General features: G+C 32.6%; 15 protein-coding genes. 7 read left to right on the top strand and 8 right to left on the bottom strand.

Annotated features, from left to right (window positions below; all coding sequences use genetic code 11):
- Positions 1 to 6 precede the first annotated feature (6 nt).
- Positions 7 to 546 (bottom strand): DUF1697 domain-containing protein, encoded by a 540-nt coding sequence (locus QE431_RS10235; RefSeq protein WP_307295470.1) that lies wholly within the window; start codon positions 544 to 546, stop codon positions 7 to 9.
- 76 nt (positions 547 to 622) lie between these two features.
- Complete coding sequence (locus QE431_RS10230; RefSeq protein WP_307295468.1) at positions 623 to 1,048, bottom strand: hypothetical protein; 426 nt, start codon at positions 1,046 to 1,048, stop codon at positions 623 to 625.
- A gap of 244 nt (positions 1,049 to 1,292) precedes the next feature.
- On the opposite strand from QE431_RS10230, the gene recG reads away from it, so the two are divergent.
- Positions 1,293 to 3,401 carry an ATP-dependent DNA helicase RecG gene (gene recG / locus QE431_RS10225; protein ID WP_307295466.1) on the top strand — a complete coding sequence of 703 codons (2,109 nt, stop codon included), beginning with the start codon at positions 1,293 to 1,295 and terminating at the stop codon, positions 3,399 to 3,401.
- A 257-nt stretch (positions 3,402 to 3,658) separates the two neighbouring features.
- On the opposite strand, the gene QE431_RS10220 is transcribed toward recG, so the two are convergent.
- The 4 genes from QE431_RS10220 to QE431_RS10205 all read right to left on the bottom strand — a co-directional run bounded on the left by QE431_RS10220 (position 3,659) and on the right by QE431_RS10205 (position 6,215).
- Positions 3,659 to 4,258, bottom strand: coding sequence for a PAS domain-containing protein (locus QE431_RS10220; RefSeq protein ID WP_057118059.1), 600 nt, complete (start codon positions 4,256 to 4,258; stop codon positions 3,659 to 3,661).
- 62 nt (positions 4,259 to 4,320) lie between these two features.
- Positions 4,321 to 4,665, bottom strand: coding sequence for a hypothetical protein (locus QE431_RS10215; protein WP_057118060.1), 345 nt, complete (start codon positions 4,663 to 4,665; stop codon positions 4,321 to 4,323).
- 65 nt (positions 4,666 to 4,730) lie between these two features.
- Positions 4,731 to 5,585, bottom strand: coding sequence for a hypothetical protein (locus QE431_RS10210; RefSeq protein WP_057118061.1), 855 nt, complete (start codon positions 5,583 to 5,585; stop codon positions 4,731 to 4,733).
- A gap of 30 nt (positions 5,586 to 5,615) precedes the next feature.
- Positions 5,616 to 6,215, bottom strand: a complete 600-nt coding sequence (locus QE431_RS10205; protein ID WP_307295463.1) for a thioredoxin fold domain-containing protein — start codon at positions 6,213 to 6,215, stop codon at positions 5,616 to 5,618.
- A gap of 491 nt (positions 6,216 to 6,706) precedes the next feature.
- Between QE431_RS10205 and QE431_RS10200 the strand changes: the two genes are divergently transcribed.
- The 5 genes from QE431_RS10200 to QE431_RS10180 all read left to right on the top strand — a co-directional run bounded on the left by QE431_RS10200 (position 6,707) and on the right by QE431_RS10180 (position 14,395).
- A complete protein-coding gene (locus QE431_RS10200) occupies positions 6,707 to 7,768 on the top strand; it encodes an efflux RND transporter periplasmic adaptor subunit (protein WP_134141351.1) in 1,062 nt (353 codons plus the stop codon).
- 112 nt (positions 7,769 to 7,880) lie between these two features.
- The gene (locus QE431_RS10195) at positions 7,881 to 10,979 is read left to right on the top strand and encodes an efflux RND transporter permease subunit (protein ID WP_307295461.1); all 3,099 of its coding nucleotides are present in this window, start codon (positions 7,881 to 7,883) and stop codon (positions 10,977 to 10,979) included.
- Positions 10,980 to 11,042: 63 nt separating this feature from the next.
- A complete protein-coding gene (locus QE431_RS10190) occupies positions 11,043 to 12,353 on the top strand; it encodes a TolC family protein (protein ID WP_307295459.1) in 1,311 nt (436 codons plus the stop codon).
- A 182-nt stretch (positions 12,354 to 12,535) separates the two neighbouring features.
- A complete protein-coding gene (locus QE431_RS10185; RefSeq protein ID WP_057118066.1) occupies positions 12,536 to 13,399 on the top strand; it encodes a bestrophin family protein in 864 nt (287 codons plus the stop codon).
- 72 nt (positions 13,400 to 13,471) lie between these two features.
- Positions 13,472 to 14,395: an AraC family transcriptional regulator gene (locus tag QE431_RS10180; protein WP_057118067.1), complete on the top strand. Its 924-nt coding sequence runs from the start codon at positions 13,472 to 13,474 to the stop codon at positions 14,393 to 14,395.
- A 132-nt stretch (positions 14,396 to 14,527) separates the two neighbouring features.
- On the opposite strand, the gene QE431_RS10175 is transcribed toward QE431_RS10180, so the two are convergent.
- Both QE431_RS10175 and QE431_RS10170 read right to left on the bottom strand, forming a co-directional pair.
- Positions 14,528 to 14,902, bottom strand: coding sequence for a DUF779 domain-containing protein (locus QE431_RS10175; RefSeq protein WP_057118068.1), 375 nt, complete (start codon positions 14,900 to 14,902; stop codon positions 14,528 to 14,530).
- A gap of 232 nt (positions 14,903 to 15,134) precedes the next feature.
- On the bottom strand, positions 15,135 to 16,640 hold the full coding sequence (locus QE431_RS10170; protein ID WP_307295455.1) for an aldehyde dehydrogenase family protein: 1,506 nt from the start codon (positions 16,638 to 16,640) through the stop codon (positions 15,135 to 15,137).
- 273 nt (positions 16,641 to 16,913) lie between these two features.
- On the opposite strand from QE431_RS10170, the gene pheT reads away from it, so the two are divergent.
- The gene (gene pheT / locus QE431_RS10165) at positions 16,914 to 19,334 is read left to right on the top strand and encodes a phenylalanine--tRNA ligase subunit beta (RefSeq protein ID WP_307295453.1); all 2,421 of its coding nucleotides are present in this window, start codon (positions 16,914 to 16,916) and stop codon (positions 19,332 to 19,334) included.
- Positions 19,335 to 19,566 lie beyond the last annotated feature (232 nt).

Below are 19,566 nucleotides of genomic sequence, written 5' to 3'. Positions count from 1 at the left end.
AAAAAACTATTCGCCATACATTTCAAGCAAATTAGTAACTGTATTCCAGTTTCTAATAGTTGCCGTTACATTCAATTTTTTCTCAATATATTTTTGATCAAAACGAGTTTTTCCTGCTCCAACAGCATATTTTATAAAAATTCTATTTTCATCAATACTTGCTTCATCAGGTTTAAACTGACTGATTTTTAAATCATTTATATTTTCTTTTTTTAAAGCTGTCGAAACAAATGCAACATAAAGTTTTTTGATATCAGCATCTTTCTCTTTTAAAAATGGATTATTAGCAAAACAAGATTTTAGATCTTCTTTTGTAATTACAACAACTGGAACTTCATGGCCGAAAACTTTAAAGATTTCCTGCTTGATCATAAAACCTACTTTTGAGGCCTCTTCTTCACTATCAATAAAAACATTTCCAGATTGTAAATAGGTTCGAACATTTTGGAAACCGATATTTTCAAGCATTGTTTTCAAAGCTTCCATTTTCATCATGTTATGGCCTGAAACGTTTATTCCGCGCAAAAGTGCTAAGTGTGTCGTCATTTTCTAAATATTAAAAAAGAAAAAGTATTCAATTTAAGATTGAATACTTTTAATATCTTGAACAAACTTACGGTTTTTATTTTTCTTTTTCGTAGGTAGATGCTGCATCACACATTCTGGCGCTATTTTCTAAATAACCATTGTAGATATATAGAAGCTCACTTGTTCCTCCAACTCCAGAGGTACAATTGTAAATTAAATTTGTAGCTGCAGAATAAGTTAATTTAAAATTTGGTCTATTATCAGCAGTGAAAACTTCAAAAGTCCCTGTTGCAGTAGTAGTTCCATCTATAGTTGTTCTGGATTTTACAAATGTGTTGTTGGCGTTGAAAACGTAGTATTCAGTCCATACATAAGGACTGTTTATATCCTTAACTTCGTGAATGTTTATCCATTTTCCATGATAATCTGTTACGGTAAGTTTAGCATTATCGTTTGAATCATCATTTGAACAAGAAATAAGCGACACAAACATTACAATTAAAAGTCCAATTTTTTTCATTTTATTTAAGGTTTTACGGTTAACTATTAATAAGATATTCCTTTCTTAAAATGGTTGCGTCTTTTTTAAAAACTTTATTATAAATTAATATCCAAAACTTGAAAACAACAATACATTTTCAAATTTCCTAATTAAGATTTATCTTCGCCTTTTCAAGATAAACGAAAATGGAATAAGAATACAGACCTAATCTATTGTATTTATTCTTAACTCTATTTCTAAAATCTAAATCTAAAATAATTTAATGTCTAATAATCTCCTAGAAACTCCAATAGAATACTTAAAAGGCGTTGGCCCGAGTCGCGGCCAGCTGCTTCGTAAGGAATTGGGAATTCATAAATATGGAGATTTAGTCAATTTTTTTCCAAATCGATATATTGACAGAACACGTTATTATAAGATTAACGAACTACAGAATACGGGTTCTGAAGTTCAGATTATTGGAAAAATAATTCACCTCAAAACGGTTGAATTTGCTAAAAACAAAAAGCGACTTGTAGCAACTTTTGTTGACGATACAGGGCAAATTGATCTCAACTGGTTTCAAGGTCATAAATGGATTCGTGAAACTTTAAAGCTAAATGAACCAATTGTTATTTTCGGAAAATGTTCTTTATACGGAAGCCAATTCAGTATGGCGCATCCCGAAATTGAATTGCTGAGTGAACACGAAAGAAGTCTGCGATCGGCAATGCAGCCGGTTTATCCTTCAACAGAATCTTTAACTAATAAAGGAATTTCAAACCGTACCATTAATAAATTGATGGAGCAGCTTTTTTTGGAAACCCAGGCTTTGTTTACTGAAACTTTTCCGCCTTTTTTGATTGAAGAATTAAAATTAATTCCGAAGAGAGCTGCGCTATTTAATATTCATTTTCCAAAAAGTGCTGATATTTTAGCAAAAGCACAATTCAGATTAAAATTTGAGGAATTATTCTTTATTCAGCTTCAATTAATTACTAAAAATCTTATTCGGAAGCATAAAATAAAAGGACATCCTTTTACAAAAGTTGGTGAACTTTTTAATGATTTCTACCAAAATCATCTGCCTTTTGATTTGACCAATGCTCAAAAAAGAGTAATAAAAGAAATTCGAACAGACATGGGAAGCAACGCTCAAATGAATCGTCTGCTTCAAGGTGATGTTGGTTCTGGAAAAACAATTGTTGCTTTCATGAGTATGCTTCTTGCTATCGATAATGGCTTTCAGGCTTGTTTAATGGCTCCGACTGAGATTTTGGCCAATCAGCATTTTCTTGGTTTATCAGAATTTGCGAATACTTTAAACATCAATATCAGAATATTAACGGGTTCGACCAAAACTTCTGAAAGAAGAATTATTCATGAAGAACTTGAAAACGGAAGTCTTAAAATTTTAATTGGAACACATGCTTTGTTAGAAGATAAAGTGAAATTCCAAAATTTAGGTTTGGCTGTGATTGATGAACAGCATCGTTTTGGTGTGGAGCAGCGTTCTAAATTGTGGAAGAAAAATGATATTCCGCCGCATGTTCTGGTAATGACTGCAACGCCAATTCCGAGAACATTGGCAATGAGTTTATACGGCGATCTAGATATTTCTGTTATTGATGAATTACCGCCAGGAAGAAAACCAATTCAAACGGTGCATCGTTTTGATACTAATCGTTTGAAAGTATGGAAATTTCTTCGGGATGAAATTGCCAAAGGAAGACAAATTTATATTGTTTATCCGTTGATTCAGGAATCTGAAAAAATGGACTATAAGGATTTAATGGATGGTTACGAAAGTATTTCCCGTGATTTTCCGCTTCCGCAATATTCCATTTCCATTCTGCACGGAAAAATGAAACCTGCCGATAAAGATGCCGAAATGAAACGCTTCTCAGAAGGAAAAACCAATATTATGGTTGCTACAACGGTAATCGAAGTTGGCGTTAATGTTCCTAATGCAAGTGTTATGATTATCGAAAGCGCTGAGAGATTTGGACTTTCGCAGCTGCACCAGCTCCGCGGACGTGTTGGTCGTGGTGCCGAACAAAGTTATTGTATCTTAATGACAGGGCATAAACTAAGTTCTGACAGTAAAACCAGAATGGAAACCATGGTGCAGACCAATGATGGTTTCGAAATCGCCGAAGTTGACCTTAAACTTCGCGGTCCCGGCGATTTAATGGGAACGCAGCAAAGTGGTGTTTTAAACCTTCAAATTGCAGATATCGTGAAAGATAGAGATATTTTATCTCTGGCTCGAAATTACGCCATGAAAATCTTAAAAGAAGATTCTGCTTTACAAAAACCAGAACATGCTGTCTTAAGAGCTATCTTTATTGAGTTAACTAAAAAGAAAAATATTTGGAATTATATATCTTAGATACTGAGGCACTAAGTCACTAAGATGCTGATATTCTGAGGTTTTAGAAATAAACTTATTATTAATATCCATTCTGAACGAAGTCGAAGAAATCTTAGAACCTTAGCATCTCAGCAACTTAGAACCTAAAAAAAAATACACTTCACTGTATCGAACTTAAATCTATAAGTTTTAATATTCAGTTGATTTAGATTTGTTGGGGGCAAATTTTATCGAATATATAAATGATACAATGAAGCATATATAAACTTTATTCCTTATTTTTTTGGAGGACTTTTATCAAACAATCCACTGAATAAACCCTTGCTTATTTTGTTTTTATCATCTTTTCCCGTAGCAATCAAATGGTCGATATATTCCATATATGTTTTTTTTCTTTCCTCAAGAAAACCAACTAGATAATCTTCAGAAGCCTGTACACCACTCGTTTCTTCAATATGTAAAAGTTTTTTATACAAAGGTTCAATAAACTTAATGATAATTTCATTAGGGACCGATTTTCGAGTTCCAAAGAAACCTACAATTTCGCCATCAGTATCTGCAATAATTTTAAAATCAGTTACAACCCAGTAATAACGACCGGTTTTGGCCATGTTTTTTATAATCACATGTATGTTCTCACTTGATTTAATACTGTCCCATAAGAATTTAAAAATGACTTTTGGCATATCTGGATGTCTGACAATATTGTGAGGCTGGCCAATAAGCTCAAATTCATCATAACCAGAAACATCTATAAAGTCTTCATTGGCATATAAAATGGTTCCCTTTTTGTCAGTTTTACTAAGCAGCACTTTATTCTTGTTCCAATCTACTTCTCGATCTGAAGGTGTTGGACGTGTAAATCTGGTATCCATAGATTTTACATTTAAATTAATTTACAATTCAATAAGTATTAAATGAATCTTTTTTATCTTTTTTAATTTAATTCGATTTCTAAAACAAGCAGAATATTTCTGATTTTATGAAAAACCAATTCTAATTCGTTTTCAAGCCATTCTGGAATTTCATTGTTTACCGCTAGATTAAGGTTATGAATATCACTAATAATCTGAACTAATTTTTTATATTGAAAGTCCAGATTATAAACTTGGGCATTATTCGTAAAACCACTTAAAATTGCAGCAACTTCAATTGCAAATTCAGATTGAGCGCCAATTTTATCAATAGAATTTAATGTTATACTATCACTCAAAAAATGATCAATAGTTTTTTTTAAATTATGCAGCGTGGGAACTGCAGCTGGCAAATCATACTTAAACATACAACAGATATAAAAATTAATATTTTGATTTGGAAGTTGGTCCCGATTCCTATCGGTTTTAAACTTTAAATTCTGCTGTTTGTAGATTTTACATGAATGTCATTAACTAAATCATCAATTTTCTTGGCGCTTTCTCTCATCATTTCAAGATAAGTCAGCAATTTATCGTTATCTGTATGTCCTTTTGAAACATCTATAAGTTTTAAAACAGAATTTACCGGCAGTTTTAAATCTAATGTTGTTCTGTGAATAAAATCATTATAATCTTTTGTTGCCGACATCGAGCTGTATTTAGCAGAAGCCAGTTTCATATTTTCCAATTCGTATTCATCTGAAATTTTTGAAATATGATTTTCACTGTGCTCTTTAAAATAATAAGCCCAATAACCATTCATAAAAAATACAACAGCAGCCAAAACGGTATGAATAATAAGTGTTTCCATATCAAAATTAACTTGAGAAAAATAAACCTGAAGTCCATTTGCATCATTATAAACAAAATTTTGCAGATATGCCAAACCAGCGTGATGAAGCACTACTAATAGTGTTAATGGTATTTGTAATTTCCAGTTTTGATAAATAATTAAAATCGTACTGGCGATAAATACTGTAAAGTGCATTTCGAACAAACCATGCATTTGATAAATGTATTGCGCCATAAAAACAGCAAGAACAATAGATAAAACATACTGATAAAACTTAGAATTCTTTATAAAAAATTTAGCCGAATAATACGCTAAAAGATTGATTGTCCCTACTCCAACACCAATTTCAAAAGTGTCATATTTAAAAGATAATGCTATTCCGAGAAGAAAATAAATAGCAAGCACATAATTAATAATTGTATCTGATTTTTGTGTCATTGTAGACATGAAGCTGTGCAGATAATCTTGTTCGTTTAAACTAGCTTTTGTTTTCATAGGTTTAATTTTTTGATTTAGGATTTAGATTTATTTAGTACATTTTGGTAACGAACATCCGTAGGCTCTCAGAGCGAAAGCATTAAAAGAAGGATTATGATTCTTGCTCAACAAAGAATCAATTGCCATTTGTGCATAGTTACTTTTTGCATCGGTGCAATATCTTGTTTTATTATAATTACCGCGATAATATAATTTATGTGAAGGATCTAATAAAACAGCCTGCGGAGTAGAAAAAACACCACAATTTTCTGCAATTGCTTCATCAAAGTAAACAGGAATTTGAGCATCAAACTTTTTCTGAATTTCATCAATAGTAAAATTCCTTTTTTTGTTTAACACTACAATTTTAAAATTGATCTTGTCTCCATATTTCTTAATTAAATCACTCACATGTGGCACATTAAAGCGTGAACAGGGACAATCTGGATTAAAGAAATGTATAAATATGGGTTTATTATCGAATGCACAGCATGGTCCTAATTCAATTTTAGATCCCATTGCAATGGCATGATAATTTTGTGGGACTGGCGTTGGAAGACTGTACTTAAACTCATTTTGCCAAAACAAATAACCAACCAAAAAAATTAAAAGTGTGAACCATAGACTTAGAAGTAATTTTTTCTTCATAAATTATTTTTTTATTAGTTTAATCAGTCAAAAAATAAACACTTGTTAATAAAATTATTAACTATAATCTGTAAAAAACTTAAAAAACAACTTCTAATATCACATTTTAATAGTAATACTATTATAATACACTAGTAAAACTATACCTTAACTTCATTTTGTTTAACATACCAATGTTACAAATAAAATCGATAAAGTGCAAAAAAAATCAGACAAAATGCATAAAATTAATATAAAACTAGAAAAAATCTGACTTTACAGAATATTAGCACATTTTTTTTCTTGAAAACTGTTTTTCTTTTAAAACTTTGATTTATTCAAAAAAAAAATAATCTTTTTATTAAACCTTTTGACTGGTTTTAAGTCTAATGTAAACCTTTGTACATACAAATGTTAAATAAAAGCTAACGTCTTTCGATTTCATATCAAAAAGTTAAATTTGTAAGCTTACTAAAACACATACCTAAAACCTAATTATCCACTTCAATTTTATGAAAGTAAAACACCTCATTTACACCCTTTTAATCGTTCTTATAGGAGGATTTATTACCTATAGAATATTATCGAATAAAGGTAAAAACGAAGATTCAAAAAAATTCAACGATAAAGATTCTCCAACAACTGTTAACGGAATCGTAATAAAAACGGCTACGTTTGATAATAATTTGTCCCTTTCAGGATCTATTGAAGCAAATGAGCAAGTCGAAATTCATAGTGAGGTTTCTGGAATTGTAGAAGGAATATTTTTTAACGAAGGAAGTTTTGTAACTAAAGGTCAAGTACTTTTTAAAGTAAATGATATTGAATTAAAAGCGCAGTTAAGACAAGCTGTAACCAAAGAAGGTTTGGCAGCAGAAAACGAAAGAAGAGCAAAATTATTACTTCAAAAAGAAGCTATCAGCCAAGAAGAAGCAGATGTTGCACGAGCAGATCACGCATCAGCACAAGCACAAAGTCAATTAATAAGAGCTCAAATATCTAAAACTTCTGTAAGAGCTCCTTTTTCAGGAAAAATTGGTTTACGTAATATTTCGCCAGGAACTTATATTACACCAACTGTTTTAGTTGCAAAATTGGTAAACACTGGAAAATTAAAAATCACATTTTCGATTCCAGAGAAATATGCGTCACAAGTAAAATCGGGTTCTGTAATAGATTTTACAGTTTCTGGATCAGATAAAACATATAATGCAAAAATCTATGCGATTGAACCAGAAGTTGCTGTTGCCACGCGTACACTTCAAATTCGTGCAATTGCTGATAATACTGACGGAAAACTTTTTCCAGGAACTTTTGCCGATATCAAATTACCTTTAAATATTATTAAAGACGCGATTGTTGTGCCTTCGCAGGCAATTATACCAATTCAAGATGGCAAAAAAGTTTTTATTGCTAATAACGGACAAGCAAAGGAAGTTATGGTTGATGCTACAACAAGAACAGACTCTTCTATTTTGATTTTATCAGGATTGAAAGCTGGAGATACTTTAATTACAAGTGGTGTTATGTCATTAAAAAATGAAGCACCAATTAAAGTTAAAGTACAAAAATAACATTTAAGTTATGAGTTTTGGGTTATAAGTTATGAGTTTTAAAATACTCATCAAATCTAAAATCTATCCCGTCCCGAGGTTTCGGGATCGGGACTAAAATCTAAAATTACAAATGAGTTTATCAACTACAAGTATAAAAAGACCTGTTTTAACCATTGTACTGAATTTATTAATCATATTATTCGGTTTTATTGGTTACACATTTCTGGGTGTCAGAGAATTTCCTTCTATTGACCCTGCTCAGGTTTCTATTCGTACCAATTACACAGGTGCCAATTCCGATATTATAGAATCACAAATTACTGAACCTCTTGAAAAAGCTGTAAATGCAATTGACGGAATTCGAAATATTACTTCTTCAAGTAATCAAGGAAGCAGTAATATTACAATAGAGTTCAATCTTGACAAAGATTTAGAAGAAGCTGCAAACGACGTTCGTGATAAAGTTTCGCAAGCTATTAGAAGTTTACCACAAGATATTGATGCTCCACCAGTTGTATCAAAAGCCGATGCAGATAGTGAAGCCATTATTTCTATGACAGTTCAAAGTGATACACGAAGTTCATTAGAATTAAGTGATTATGCCGAGAATGTTATTTCGCAGCGATTAGAAACAATTCCAGGTGTGAGTGCCGTTCAAATTTGGGGACAAAAACGTTATGCCATGCGTTTGTGGATTGATCCTGCTAAACTTTCTGCTTATGGCTGTACTGTAGCCGATGTTCGTACCGCGTTAAATGCACAAAATGTTGAATTACCATCGGGAAAATTAACTGGAAATAATACTGAATTAACAGTAAAAACTGTTGGAAACCTTTCTAAAGCAGAAGAATTCAACAATATCATTATTCGTACAGATGGTGATAAAATTGTTCGTTTAAGCGATATTGGAGGTGCCGAATTAGGACCAGAAAATTTAGAAACCAAAATGAGCCAGTCTGGCCTTCCTTTGATTGGTTTAGCAATTGTGCCAATGCCTGGAGCCAATTACTTAGATATTTCTAAAGAATTTTACAAAAAATACGAAGCTCTAAAGAAAGACCTTCCAAAAGATATCAAACTAAATATTGCGCTTGACAATACTATCTTCGTTAAGAAATCGGTTCTTGAGGTTGCAGAAACTTTAGGAATTTCAATCATATTAGTTATCATTATTATTTATCTATTTTTTAGAGACTGGGCAATCGCATTCAGGCCTTTAATAGATATTCCTGTTTCTTTGATTGCTACTTTTTTCATTATGTGGCTTTTTGGTTTTTCTATTAACGTATTGACCTTATTAGCTATTGTTTTAGCAACAGGTTTAGTTGTGGATGATGGAATTGTAGTTACCGAAAATATCTTTAAAAAAGTTGAAGAAGGCATGACTCCTATTGAAGCTGCAATTAAGGGTTCAAATGAGATTTTCTATGCTGTAATTTCGATTTCAGTAACATTGGCAGCGGTATTCTTACCCGTAATTTTCTTAGAAGGTTTCGTAGGCCGACTTTTTAGGGAATTTGGAGTTGTAATTGGTGCTGCTGTATTGATTTCTGCCTTTGTATCATTGACTTTAACGCCAATGCTTAATGCCTATTTAATGAAAGGCGGTGAACAGAAAAAATCAAAATTTTATATTAAAACCGAACCGTTTTTTGAAAAAATGAACAGCAGTTATGCCGAAGCACTAACAAAATTCATGGATCGAAAATGGATTAGTTTTCCAATCTTAATTGTTTGTTTTGGATTAATCTATTTGTTCTTTACCATTCTTCCAAAAGAAACCGCTCCTTATGATGATCGAAGCTCTGTAACAATGCGTATGACAACACCAGAAGGTTCTTCGTACGAATATACAGACCGTTTCATGCAGGAAATTTCAAAATTAATTGATGATTCTATTCCAGAGAAAAAAGTAAGTTTGGTAATTACTTCTCCAGGATTTAGCTCAAACTCTGTAAACAGCGGATTGGTAAGGTTAACACTTAAAGACGTTGATGAAAGAGAAAAATCTCAAAAGGAAATTGCGGATAAACTGACTAAATGGACAAAACAATATCCTAATGCAAAAACTTCTGTAACACAACAGCCTACAATCGCTGTAAACAGACGTGGAGGTTTGCCAATTCAATACATTATTCAAGCTCCTACTTTTGAAAAATTAAGAGAAAAAATTCCTCTTTTTATGAATGAAGTTGGAAAAAGTGATGTCTTTTCTACTACAGATGTTAACTTAAAATTTAATAAACCCGAAATCAATGTAACGATTGACCGTGCAAAAGCAGAAAGCTTAGGAATATCGATTCTTGATATTGCGCAGACTTTACAGCTTTCGTTGAGCGGACAGCGTTTTGGATATTTCATCAAAAACGGAAAACAGTATCAGGTAATTGGACAATTTGATCAAAAAGACAGATCGAAACCTTTAGATTTGACTTCAATGTTTGTAAAAAACAAAAACGGTGAATTGATTCAGATGGATAACGTTGTTAATGTATACGAACAAAGTAATCCGCCGCAGTTGTATCATAACAATCGTTACATGTCTGCAACTGTTGCTGCTGGATTAGCGCCAGGAAAAAGTATGGGTGACGGAATTAAGGAAATGGATAGAATTAAAGCTAAAGTTTTAGACGAAAGTTTTACAACGGATTTAGCTGGAGAATCCCGAGATTTTGTAGAAAGCAGCTCGAATACTTCTTTCGCATTTGGACTGGCTTTACTATTAATATTCTTAATTCTTGCTGCACAGTTTGAAAGTTTTATTGATCCGTTTATCATCATTTTGACCGTTCCAATGGCAGTTGCCGGTGCTTTATTCTCCCTTTGGCTATTCAACCAAACTTGGAACATTTTCAGCCAGATTGGTACTGTAATGTTAATTGGTCTGGTAACCAAAAATGGTATTTTGATTGTCGAATTTGCCAATCAGTTGCGCGAACAAGGAAAACCAAAATTAGAAGCTATTTTAGAAGCTTCAGAAGCACGTTTACGTCCAATTTTAATGACCAGTTTAGCCATTGCTTTAGGAGCGCTTCCAATTGCAATGTCACTTGGAGCTGCATCAACCAGTAGAATTGGTATGGGAGTTGTAATTGTTGGAGGAACAATTTTTTCATTGGCTTTAACGCTTTTTGTAATTCCTGCAATTTATTTAATGTGGTCTAAAGCTAGAAAACACTATCCAGAGTTTGATCATATTGATGAATACGAAAGAGAAAGTATAAAATAGAAACCAAAAGATCACGAATTTTATGCATCAAGATTCGTGATTGGGTGGCAAAAGTAAATAAACATGAATATCAAAAATATATACGGCACTTTAATAATTCTTTTCGTTTGTATTATTCAGGCGAATGCGCAGGAAGTTCTGACTATTGAGCAGGCTATGAGTATAGCTTTGGAAAATAATTTTGAAATTAAAATTGCCAAAAACAATTCCTTAATAAACGAAACCAACACAACAATTGGAAATGCTGGAATGTTGCCAACTGCAACTGCTTCTGTTGTTGACAATAACAATCTTACCAATTCAACCCAAGTCCGTCAAGACGGAACATCAACTTCGTTAAAGAATGCTAAAAACAATAGTTTAACTTATGGTGTAAGTTTAGGCTGGACAGTTTTTGACGGAATGAAAATGTTTGCCAGATATGATCAATTAAAAGAGCTTCAAAAACTGGGGGATGCGGAACTTAAAAGAACAATTTTAGTTAAAATTGGTCAGGTAAATTCAGCATATTATGATTTAGTGCAGCAGCAGCATCAATTAGCTGCTTTAGATACTACAATCGTAATTTCGAAACAAAGATTGACTTTAGCTCAAAACAGATTCAGTATCGGAAAAGCTTCAAAATTAGAAGTTTTAAATGCACAGGTTGATTTAAATTCTGATCAAGTAGCATTGTTGAGACAAAAAGAATCTTATGCTAATGCTAAAATTTTATTGAATCAATACTTAGCACGCGATCCAAAAATTGACTTCAAAGTAACAGATGAGGTGAACGTTGACAATAAATTAGTTTTGGCTGATTTAATGGAATTAGCACAAAAACAAAACCCTGCTTTAGAATCGCAAATTATCAATAAGCGTATTGCCGAATTACAATTAAAACAAGTAAAAGCAGATCGTTATCCTATTTTGCGCTTAACCACAGGTTATAACTTCTCTGAAAGCCAATCGAGTTTAGGTTTTACTAGTGAAAACTCTTCAAGAGGTTTAAACTACGGATTTAATGCTTCGATGAATATTTTTGATGGTCTCAATCAGCATCGCAATGAAAAAGTTGCCAAAATGCAGATTGAAAATTCACAAATTGCCATCGAGCAGCAAAATATGATCTTGAACACACAATTAAGCACCGCTTTTCAGACTTATTTAACCAACTTAGAGTTAATCGATCTGGAAGAAGACAACGAGGCAATTGCGAAACAAAATCTAGATATTACACTTGATAAATTTAGAATTGGAACAATTACAACTCTAGATTTTAGAACAGCCCAGCTTAATTATGTAAATGCAAAAGTGCGTTACAGCAACGCCCAGTATGAAGCAAAATTATCTGAAATTGCTTTAAAAGAATTAGCAGGAAATATTACTTTTTAACTTACTGTAATTTAAAAGCTTAAAACTTAAAAAAGGCGTTTCTCTTATTTAAATCATATTGCTAAGTGTATATTAAATAAGGGAAACGCCTTTCTGTTACTTCGATGTTGCAGAATATTTTTTTTAAATTTATATCAAAATAGGTTAATTTTTAATTTAAATTTGTTTCAAAACAAACTTAAATGATCACTTACAATACTAAAGACTGGTTTACTTTTATTTTTCATTTTCATAAATCTGATACAGTTCGAAAATTGTTTCCGATTATGATTGCAATTGGAATTTATGCTGCAATAGTAGGCTATCTCGAGGTCGAATATTTTAAAGTATCTAAAAACGATTACATCCATAACATTCCTATTATGCACGGAATGCTGGGTTTTGTTATTTCGCTTTTGCTTGTTTTTAGAACCAATACAGCTTATGACCGCTGGTGGGAAGGACGTAAACTTTGGGGCGGACTTGTAAATAACAGCCGAAATTTTGCCATAAAACTTTCTGCCATTTTAAAAGATGAAAACGATAGAAATTTTTTCAGAAAATACATTCCGATGTATGCAGATATTTTGCACAAACATTTAAAAGATGAAGACACAAGCAAACAACTTTTTGAAGATGTCGATTTAGAAATTGACCATCATAAACACAAGCCAAATCAATTAAAAAGAATAATGTATCATAAAATCAATGATCTGTATGATGCAAAAAAGATTTCCGGCGATCAGCTGATTACTTTAAATGACGAATTGGTTGCTTTTACAGATATTTGCGGGGCGTGTGAAAGAATCAAAAACACACCTATTCCCTACTCTTACAGTGCGTTCATAAAAAAATTCATCTTCTTTTATACAATGACACTTCCGTTTGGATATTCTGTTAGTTTAGGTTATTTGGTTGCTCCAGTTGTTGTGTTTATATTTTATGTTTTAGCCAGTTTGGAATTAATTGCCGAGGAAATCGAAGATCCGTTTGGAGATGATGAAAATGATCTTCCAACCAAAAAAATATCAGAAAACATCAAAAAACACGTTGAAGAGCTGATTTAATAAAACGTTAAATCTGCTTTTCATATCCTTATTTTACTTAAATTTAAAGTCTTCACCAAAAATTTAAGTTTAATGAACAACCAACGATTTTTAGTCAGCCCGCTTCAATTATCACAAGAAAAATCGTTAAAGACTCTTGTTGAAAATAGAACTATTTACAATTTGAGTCATTGTGAATTAAATTTATTTGAGACCTACGAATCGACTAAAATGGTTCCGTTAAAATTTAATGACTTGGTTGTAACGAGTATGCTACGAGGCAAAAAAGTCATGCATCTTTTTGATGATCCAGAATTCGAATATCTTCCTGGCGAAACGGTAATTGTTCCTTCGAATGTAGAAATGAAAATTGATTTTCCTGAAGCTTCCAAAAACAATCCCACACAATGTTTGGCTTTGGCTATTGATCAGGGAAAAATCAATGAAATTTTAAACTTCTTAAACGAGCAGTATCCTAAAGAAGGAAATAATATGTTCTGGCAGTTGAACTATCAGAATTATTTCTTTTACAATAATGTCGAAATGGCGGCAACAATCAATAAATTGATTAAAGAATGCATGAGCACATCTATAACCAAAGATATTTTGGCCGATTTAACTTTAAAAGAATTATTGATTCGAATTATTCAAACGCAAACGGTAAAATCTCTAGACGATGGAAAGTTTATAGAAAGCAATAATCCCATTAAAGAGGTTACAGAATATATCAAGCAAAATCTAAAGGAGAATATAAGCTTAAAAACGTTGAGCGAAAAAGCCTGTATGAGTACCACTTCTTTCTATCGTTTCTTTAAACGTGAACTTGGCATGAGTCCAATTGAATATATTTTGAATGAAAAAATAAAATGTGCCAAAAATCTATTGAAGAATCCATCACTTCAAATTAATGAAGTCTGTTATTTAGCAGGTTTTGAAGACGCTAATTACTTCATCAGATTATTCAAAAAATACGAAGGAATTACTCCAAAACAGTATCAGTTACTTTATATTAATTAAAGGTGCTAAGGTGTTAAGGTTCTGAGATACTGAGATACTGAGATACTGAGATACTGACATACTGAGATACTGAGATTCTAAATTTTCAAACTTGAAAGCTGAAAACTGAGACTGAGACTGAGACTGAAAACTCTACTCAATCCTAGTCACTGGTTCCAAATCCTTTTCTTCTTCTGGAGTAAAAATTCGGTATTCAATTTGGAAAGTTTTCTTTAACGGTGTTTCCAGCGAAAAACCTCCAACACCAAAGGCATCGATTACGGTTAAAGTAAAATGAGCATGTTTCCAATATTCAAATAAATCTTTGTCTACCCAAAACTCTGTATCTTCAATAACACCAATACAAACGTCTCCCATTCTCTGGTAGTAACCTCCTTTTTCAAAACATTGCGGCTGGGTGCCTTCACAGCATCCGCCAGCTTGGTAAAACATTAGATCTCCATGTTTTTCCTTTAGAATTTTTATCAATTCTACTGCTTTTTCTGTGGCATCAATTCGTTTAATCATTGTTTTGTTTTTAAATTTAAAAAAAGCAGCAAATTCAATTAAGAAATTTACTGCTTTGACATAACCAACTATTTAAGCTTTCCCTTTGCAATCAAACAGTAATTCTATTGTATTTATAAATCAAAATTGCCTGGAGAAAGCTCGTTTAATGCCATTAAGATCTTATCTTAACGCCCCATACATTTCACTAACTCTATTCCTAAGAATTCTCCAGGGTTTTGATGTGTTATTCTTAGAAGAAACCTAATTTCTTTTTGTCATAAGAAATCAGCATATTTTTGGTCTGACGGTATTGACTCAACATCATTTTGTGGTTTTCACGACCAATTCCAGATTGCTTGTAACCTCCAAATGGCGCACCAGCAGGATAAGAATGGTACTGATTAATCCAAACACGGCCGGACTGAATTGCTCTTGGAACCTGATAAATTTCGTGAGCATCTCTAGTCCAAACCCCTGCCCCTAGACCATACATTGTATCATTGGCAATTTCGATTGCTTCTTCAGTAGTTTTAAAGGTAGTAACAGCTAAAACAGGTCCGAAAATTTCTTCTTGAAAAATTCTCATTTTGTTATGACCTTTAAACAAAGTTGGTTTAATGTAATAACCGCCTTCTAATTCACCTCCTAGTTTATTTTCATCACCTCCAGTTAGAACCTCTGCCCCTTCTTCTTTTCCTAATTTAATGTAAGACATGATTTTTTCTTTCTGAACAATTGAAGTCTGCGCACCAATCATAGTCGATTTATCCAATGGATTTCCAGCCACAATAGCTTCTGTTCTTTCAATTACTTTTTTGATGAACTTGTCGTAAATGTCTTCGTGAATTAATAATCTCGAAGGACACGTACAAATTTCACCTTGATTTAAAGCAAATAATACTGCACCTTCAACCGCTTTATCAAAGAAATCATCATCATGATCTGCTACAGATGGGAAGAAAATATTTGGTGATTTTCCGCCCAATTCTAAAGTAACAGGAATAATGTTTTCACTCGCATACTGCATTACCAAACGTCCTGTAGTAGTTGAACCTGTAAATGCCGCTTTAGCCACTTTTTTATTGGTTACTAACGGACGACCTAATTCTGCTCCAAAACCATTAACAATATTTAAAACTCCCGGCGGAAGAATATCTCCAATTAATTCCATCAAAACCATAATCGAAATTGGCGTGCTTTCGGCTGGTTTTAAAACAATTGTATTTCCTGCCGCAAGTGCTGGAGCGATTTTCCAGACAGCCATTAAAATCGGGAAATTCCACGGAATAATTTGCGCAACCACACCAAGAGGCTCGCTTAAAGCAATAGAAACTGTCTGCGAATCTAATTCTGCAATCGAGCTTTCTTCGGCACGAATTACACCTGCAAAATATCGAAAATGATCTATAGCAAGCGGAATATCAGCTGCAAGTGTTTCGCGAATTGGTTTTCCGTTATCAATCGTTTCAACCGTTGCTATATATTCTAAATTGTCTTCAATCTTTTGTGCAATCTTATTTAGTAAAATACTTCTTTCAGTAACAGAAGTTTTTCCCCAAGTTTTAAATGCTTCATAAGCTGTATCTACTGCTAATTCTAAATCTTCTTTGCTAGAATGTGCTGCTTTTGTAAATACTTTTCCATCAATTGGAGAAAGCACATCAAAGTATTCTCCTTTAATTGGGGCAGTAAACTTCCCTCCAATATAATTATCGTATTTTGCCTTAAATTCAGGTCTTTTTGCTGTGGTGCTCATAATATTCTATTTTTGATTTATACCAAATTTAGGTGCATAAAAAGAAACAGAATAGCACTTTTCATTCATGTTGTAGCACAAAAATTACACATTTGATTTTTTTAGTTTATTATAATATTTAATTAGTAAAATTTTAGTAATAATTTTATCAAAAAAGCAGTAACAAGTATTTTTTTATAGATAAAAAACAGCAAGAAAAAACCAAATAATTTTTTCTTACTCCACGGCGCAATCCTTATATTTGTAACCTTATTCAAGAATAAAAAAGTTACAATGAAAATATCTTACAACTGGTTAAAACAATTTATTAAAACAGATTGGACATCTGAGCAGACTTCAGAATTACTTACAGATCTTGGTTTGGAAGTTGAAGTTGTCGAAAAATACCAATCAATTAAAGGAGGATTAGAAGGAGTTGTTGTTGGGCACGTTCTGACTTGCGAAAAACATCCTGATGCAGATAGATTGAAAGTTACTACAGTCAATGTAGGTTTAGAAGCTCCCATACAAATTGTATGCGGTGCTGCAAACGTGGCTGCAGGACAAAAAGTACCAGTTGCTACAATCGGAACTATTTTATACGATAAAGACGGTGCAGAATTCACCATTAAAAAAGGAAAAATCCGCGGGCAGGAAAGCCACGGAATGATCTGTGCTGAAGATGAATTAGGATTGGGAAACAGCCATGATGGAATTATGGTTTTGGCTGATGACCTTGTTCCTGGAACTCCTGCTTCTCAAGTTTTTCAAGTTACAAATGATGAAGTTTTTGAAATTGGATTGACACCAAACCGTGCCGATGCAATGAGTCATTATGGAACGGCTCGTGATTTAAGAGCGGGGATGCTGCAACGCGGCGTAAACGTAGAATTGATTACACCTTCTGTAAGCAATTTTAGAGTTGACATGCGCACGCTTAAAATTGATGTGAATGTTGAAGACAATCATTTAGCACCAAGATATTGCGGTGTAACTATTTCTGGAATTTCTGTTCACGAATCTCCAAGCTGGTTACAAGATCGTTTAAAAGCTATTGGATTAACTCCAAAAAATAATATTGTTGACGTTACGAATTATGTTCTTCATGAACTAGGACAGCCTTTACATGCTTTTGACGCTGCGAAAATCAACGGAAAAATCATTGTGAAAACTGTTGAAGAAGGAACTAAATTTGTTACTCTTGATGATGTTGAAAGAACATTACACAAAGAAGATTTAATGATTTGTGACGAAAAAGGCCCTCTTTGTATTGCTGGTGTTTTTGGCGGAAAAAAATCTGGAGTTACAGAAGGAACAACGACTATTTTCTTAGAAAGTGCTTATTTTGATCCTGTTAGCATTCGTAAAACAGCAAAAAGACATCAATTAAGTACAGATGCTTCATTTAGATTTGAAAGAGGAATTGACCCAACAATTACAGAATATGCTTTAAAACGTGCTGCCCTTTTGATTCAGGAAGTTGCAGGTGGAAAAATTACTTCTGATGTTGTAGAAGTATATCCTAAAAAAGTAGAAGATTTTTCTGTTTTATTGAATTTCAGCCATGTATCTAAAATTATTGGACAGGAAATCTCAAAAGATACTATCAAAAAGATTTTAGTTTCTTTAGATATTAAAGTAAACAGCGTTTCAGATTCTGGTTTAGGTTTAACGATTCCTGCATACCGTGTTGATGTTCAGCGTGAAATTGATGTAATTGAAGAAATTCTAAGAGTTTATGGATACAATAACATTAATTTCTCTAAGAAATTTAATGCGACAGTAGCGAATTCACCAAGAACTGAAGATTATAAAGTACAAAACGTAATTGCTTCTCAGTTGAACTCGCAAGGTTTCCACGAAATGATGGCAAACTCATTGACAACAGCTGCTTATGCAAAATTATCGACTTCTTTAAAAGAAGAACATAACGTTTCAATGCTTAATCCGTTGAGCAGTGATTTGGCAACACTTCGCCAGTCTTTACTGTTTTCTGGATTAGAAGCTGTTTCTTATAATATCAACAGAAAAAATTCGGATTTAAAATTATTTGAATTCGGAAAAACATATCATAAATATTTAAACGGATATGAAGAGCATAAACATCTTTCTTTATTAATTTCTGGAAACAGAAACAAAGAAAGCTGGACAAGTCCACAAAAAACAACAGATTTCTTCTTGTTGAAAGGATATGTAAAAGCGATTTTATCACGTTTAGGAATTGAAAAGATTTCAAATACACCGGTTCAATCTGATATTTATTCTGAAGGAACTGCGATTACTTATAATAATGATATTTTGGTTGAAATGGGTGTTGTTAAAAAACCTATTTTGAAACATTTCGGAATCAAACAAGATGTTTATTATGCTGATTTTAACTGGGATTTGGTTTTAAAAATCATTACTGGAAAAATTAAGTATACTGAAATTCCTAAATACCCAGAAGTTCGTAGAGATTTGGCTTTATTAATTGATCAAAACACTTCTTACGAAAGCATTTTTAACTTGGCTAAACAAACTGAAAAAGCGCTTTTAAAAGATATTAATTTATTTGATGTTTATCAAGGTGATAAATTACCAGAAGGTAAAAAATCGTACGCTTTGAGTTTTACAATTCAAGATAACAGCAAAACGCTAACCGATGCTCAGATTGACAAAATCATGTCTAAATTACAACAGACTTTTGAAACGGAGCTTGGAGCAAGTTTGAGATAATTTTTCTCTTCATATAAATAAAAAACCCGACGGATTTAAAAGATCTTGTCGGGTTTTGTTTTTTTTGTTTCAGGTTTCAAGTTTCAGGTTCCAGGTTCCAGGTTTCAGGTTTACTTCGAACATAAATTATACCGCAAAGACCGCTAAGGGTTTTTCGCAAAGGTTCGCAAAGGCTTATTTAGCGCTAAATTTTTAATTTTTAATTTTTAATTTTTAATTGTAATTCTAAATT

It is taken from the genome of Flavobacterium sp. SORGH_AS_0622 (genome assembly GCF_030818825.1).
GTDB lineage: Bacteria > Bacteroidota > Bacteroidia > Flavobacteriales > Flavobacteriaceae > Flavobacterium.
Note: the sequence above shows the minus strand (reverse complement) of the source record. Positions and strands in the feature narration are given on the sequence as shown.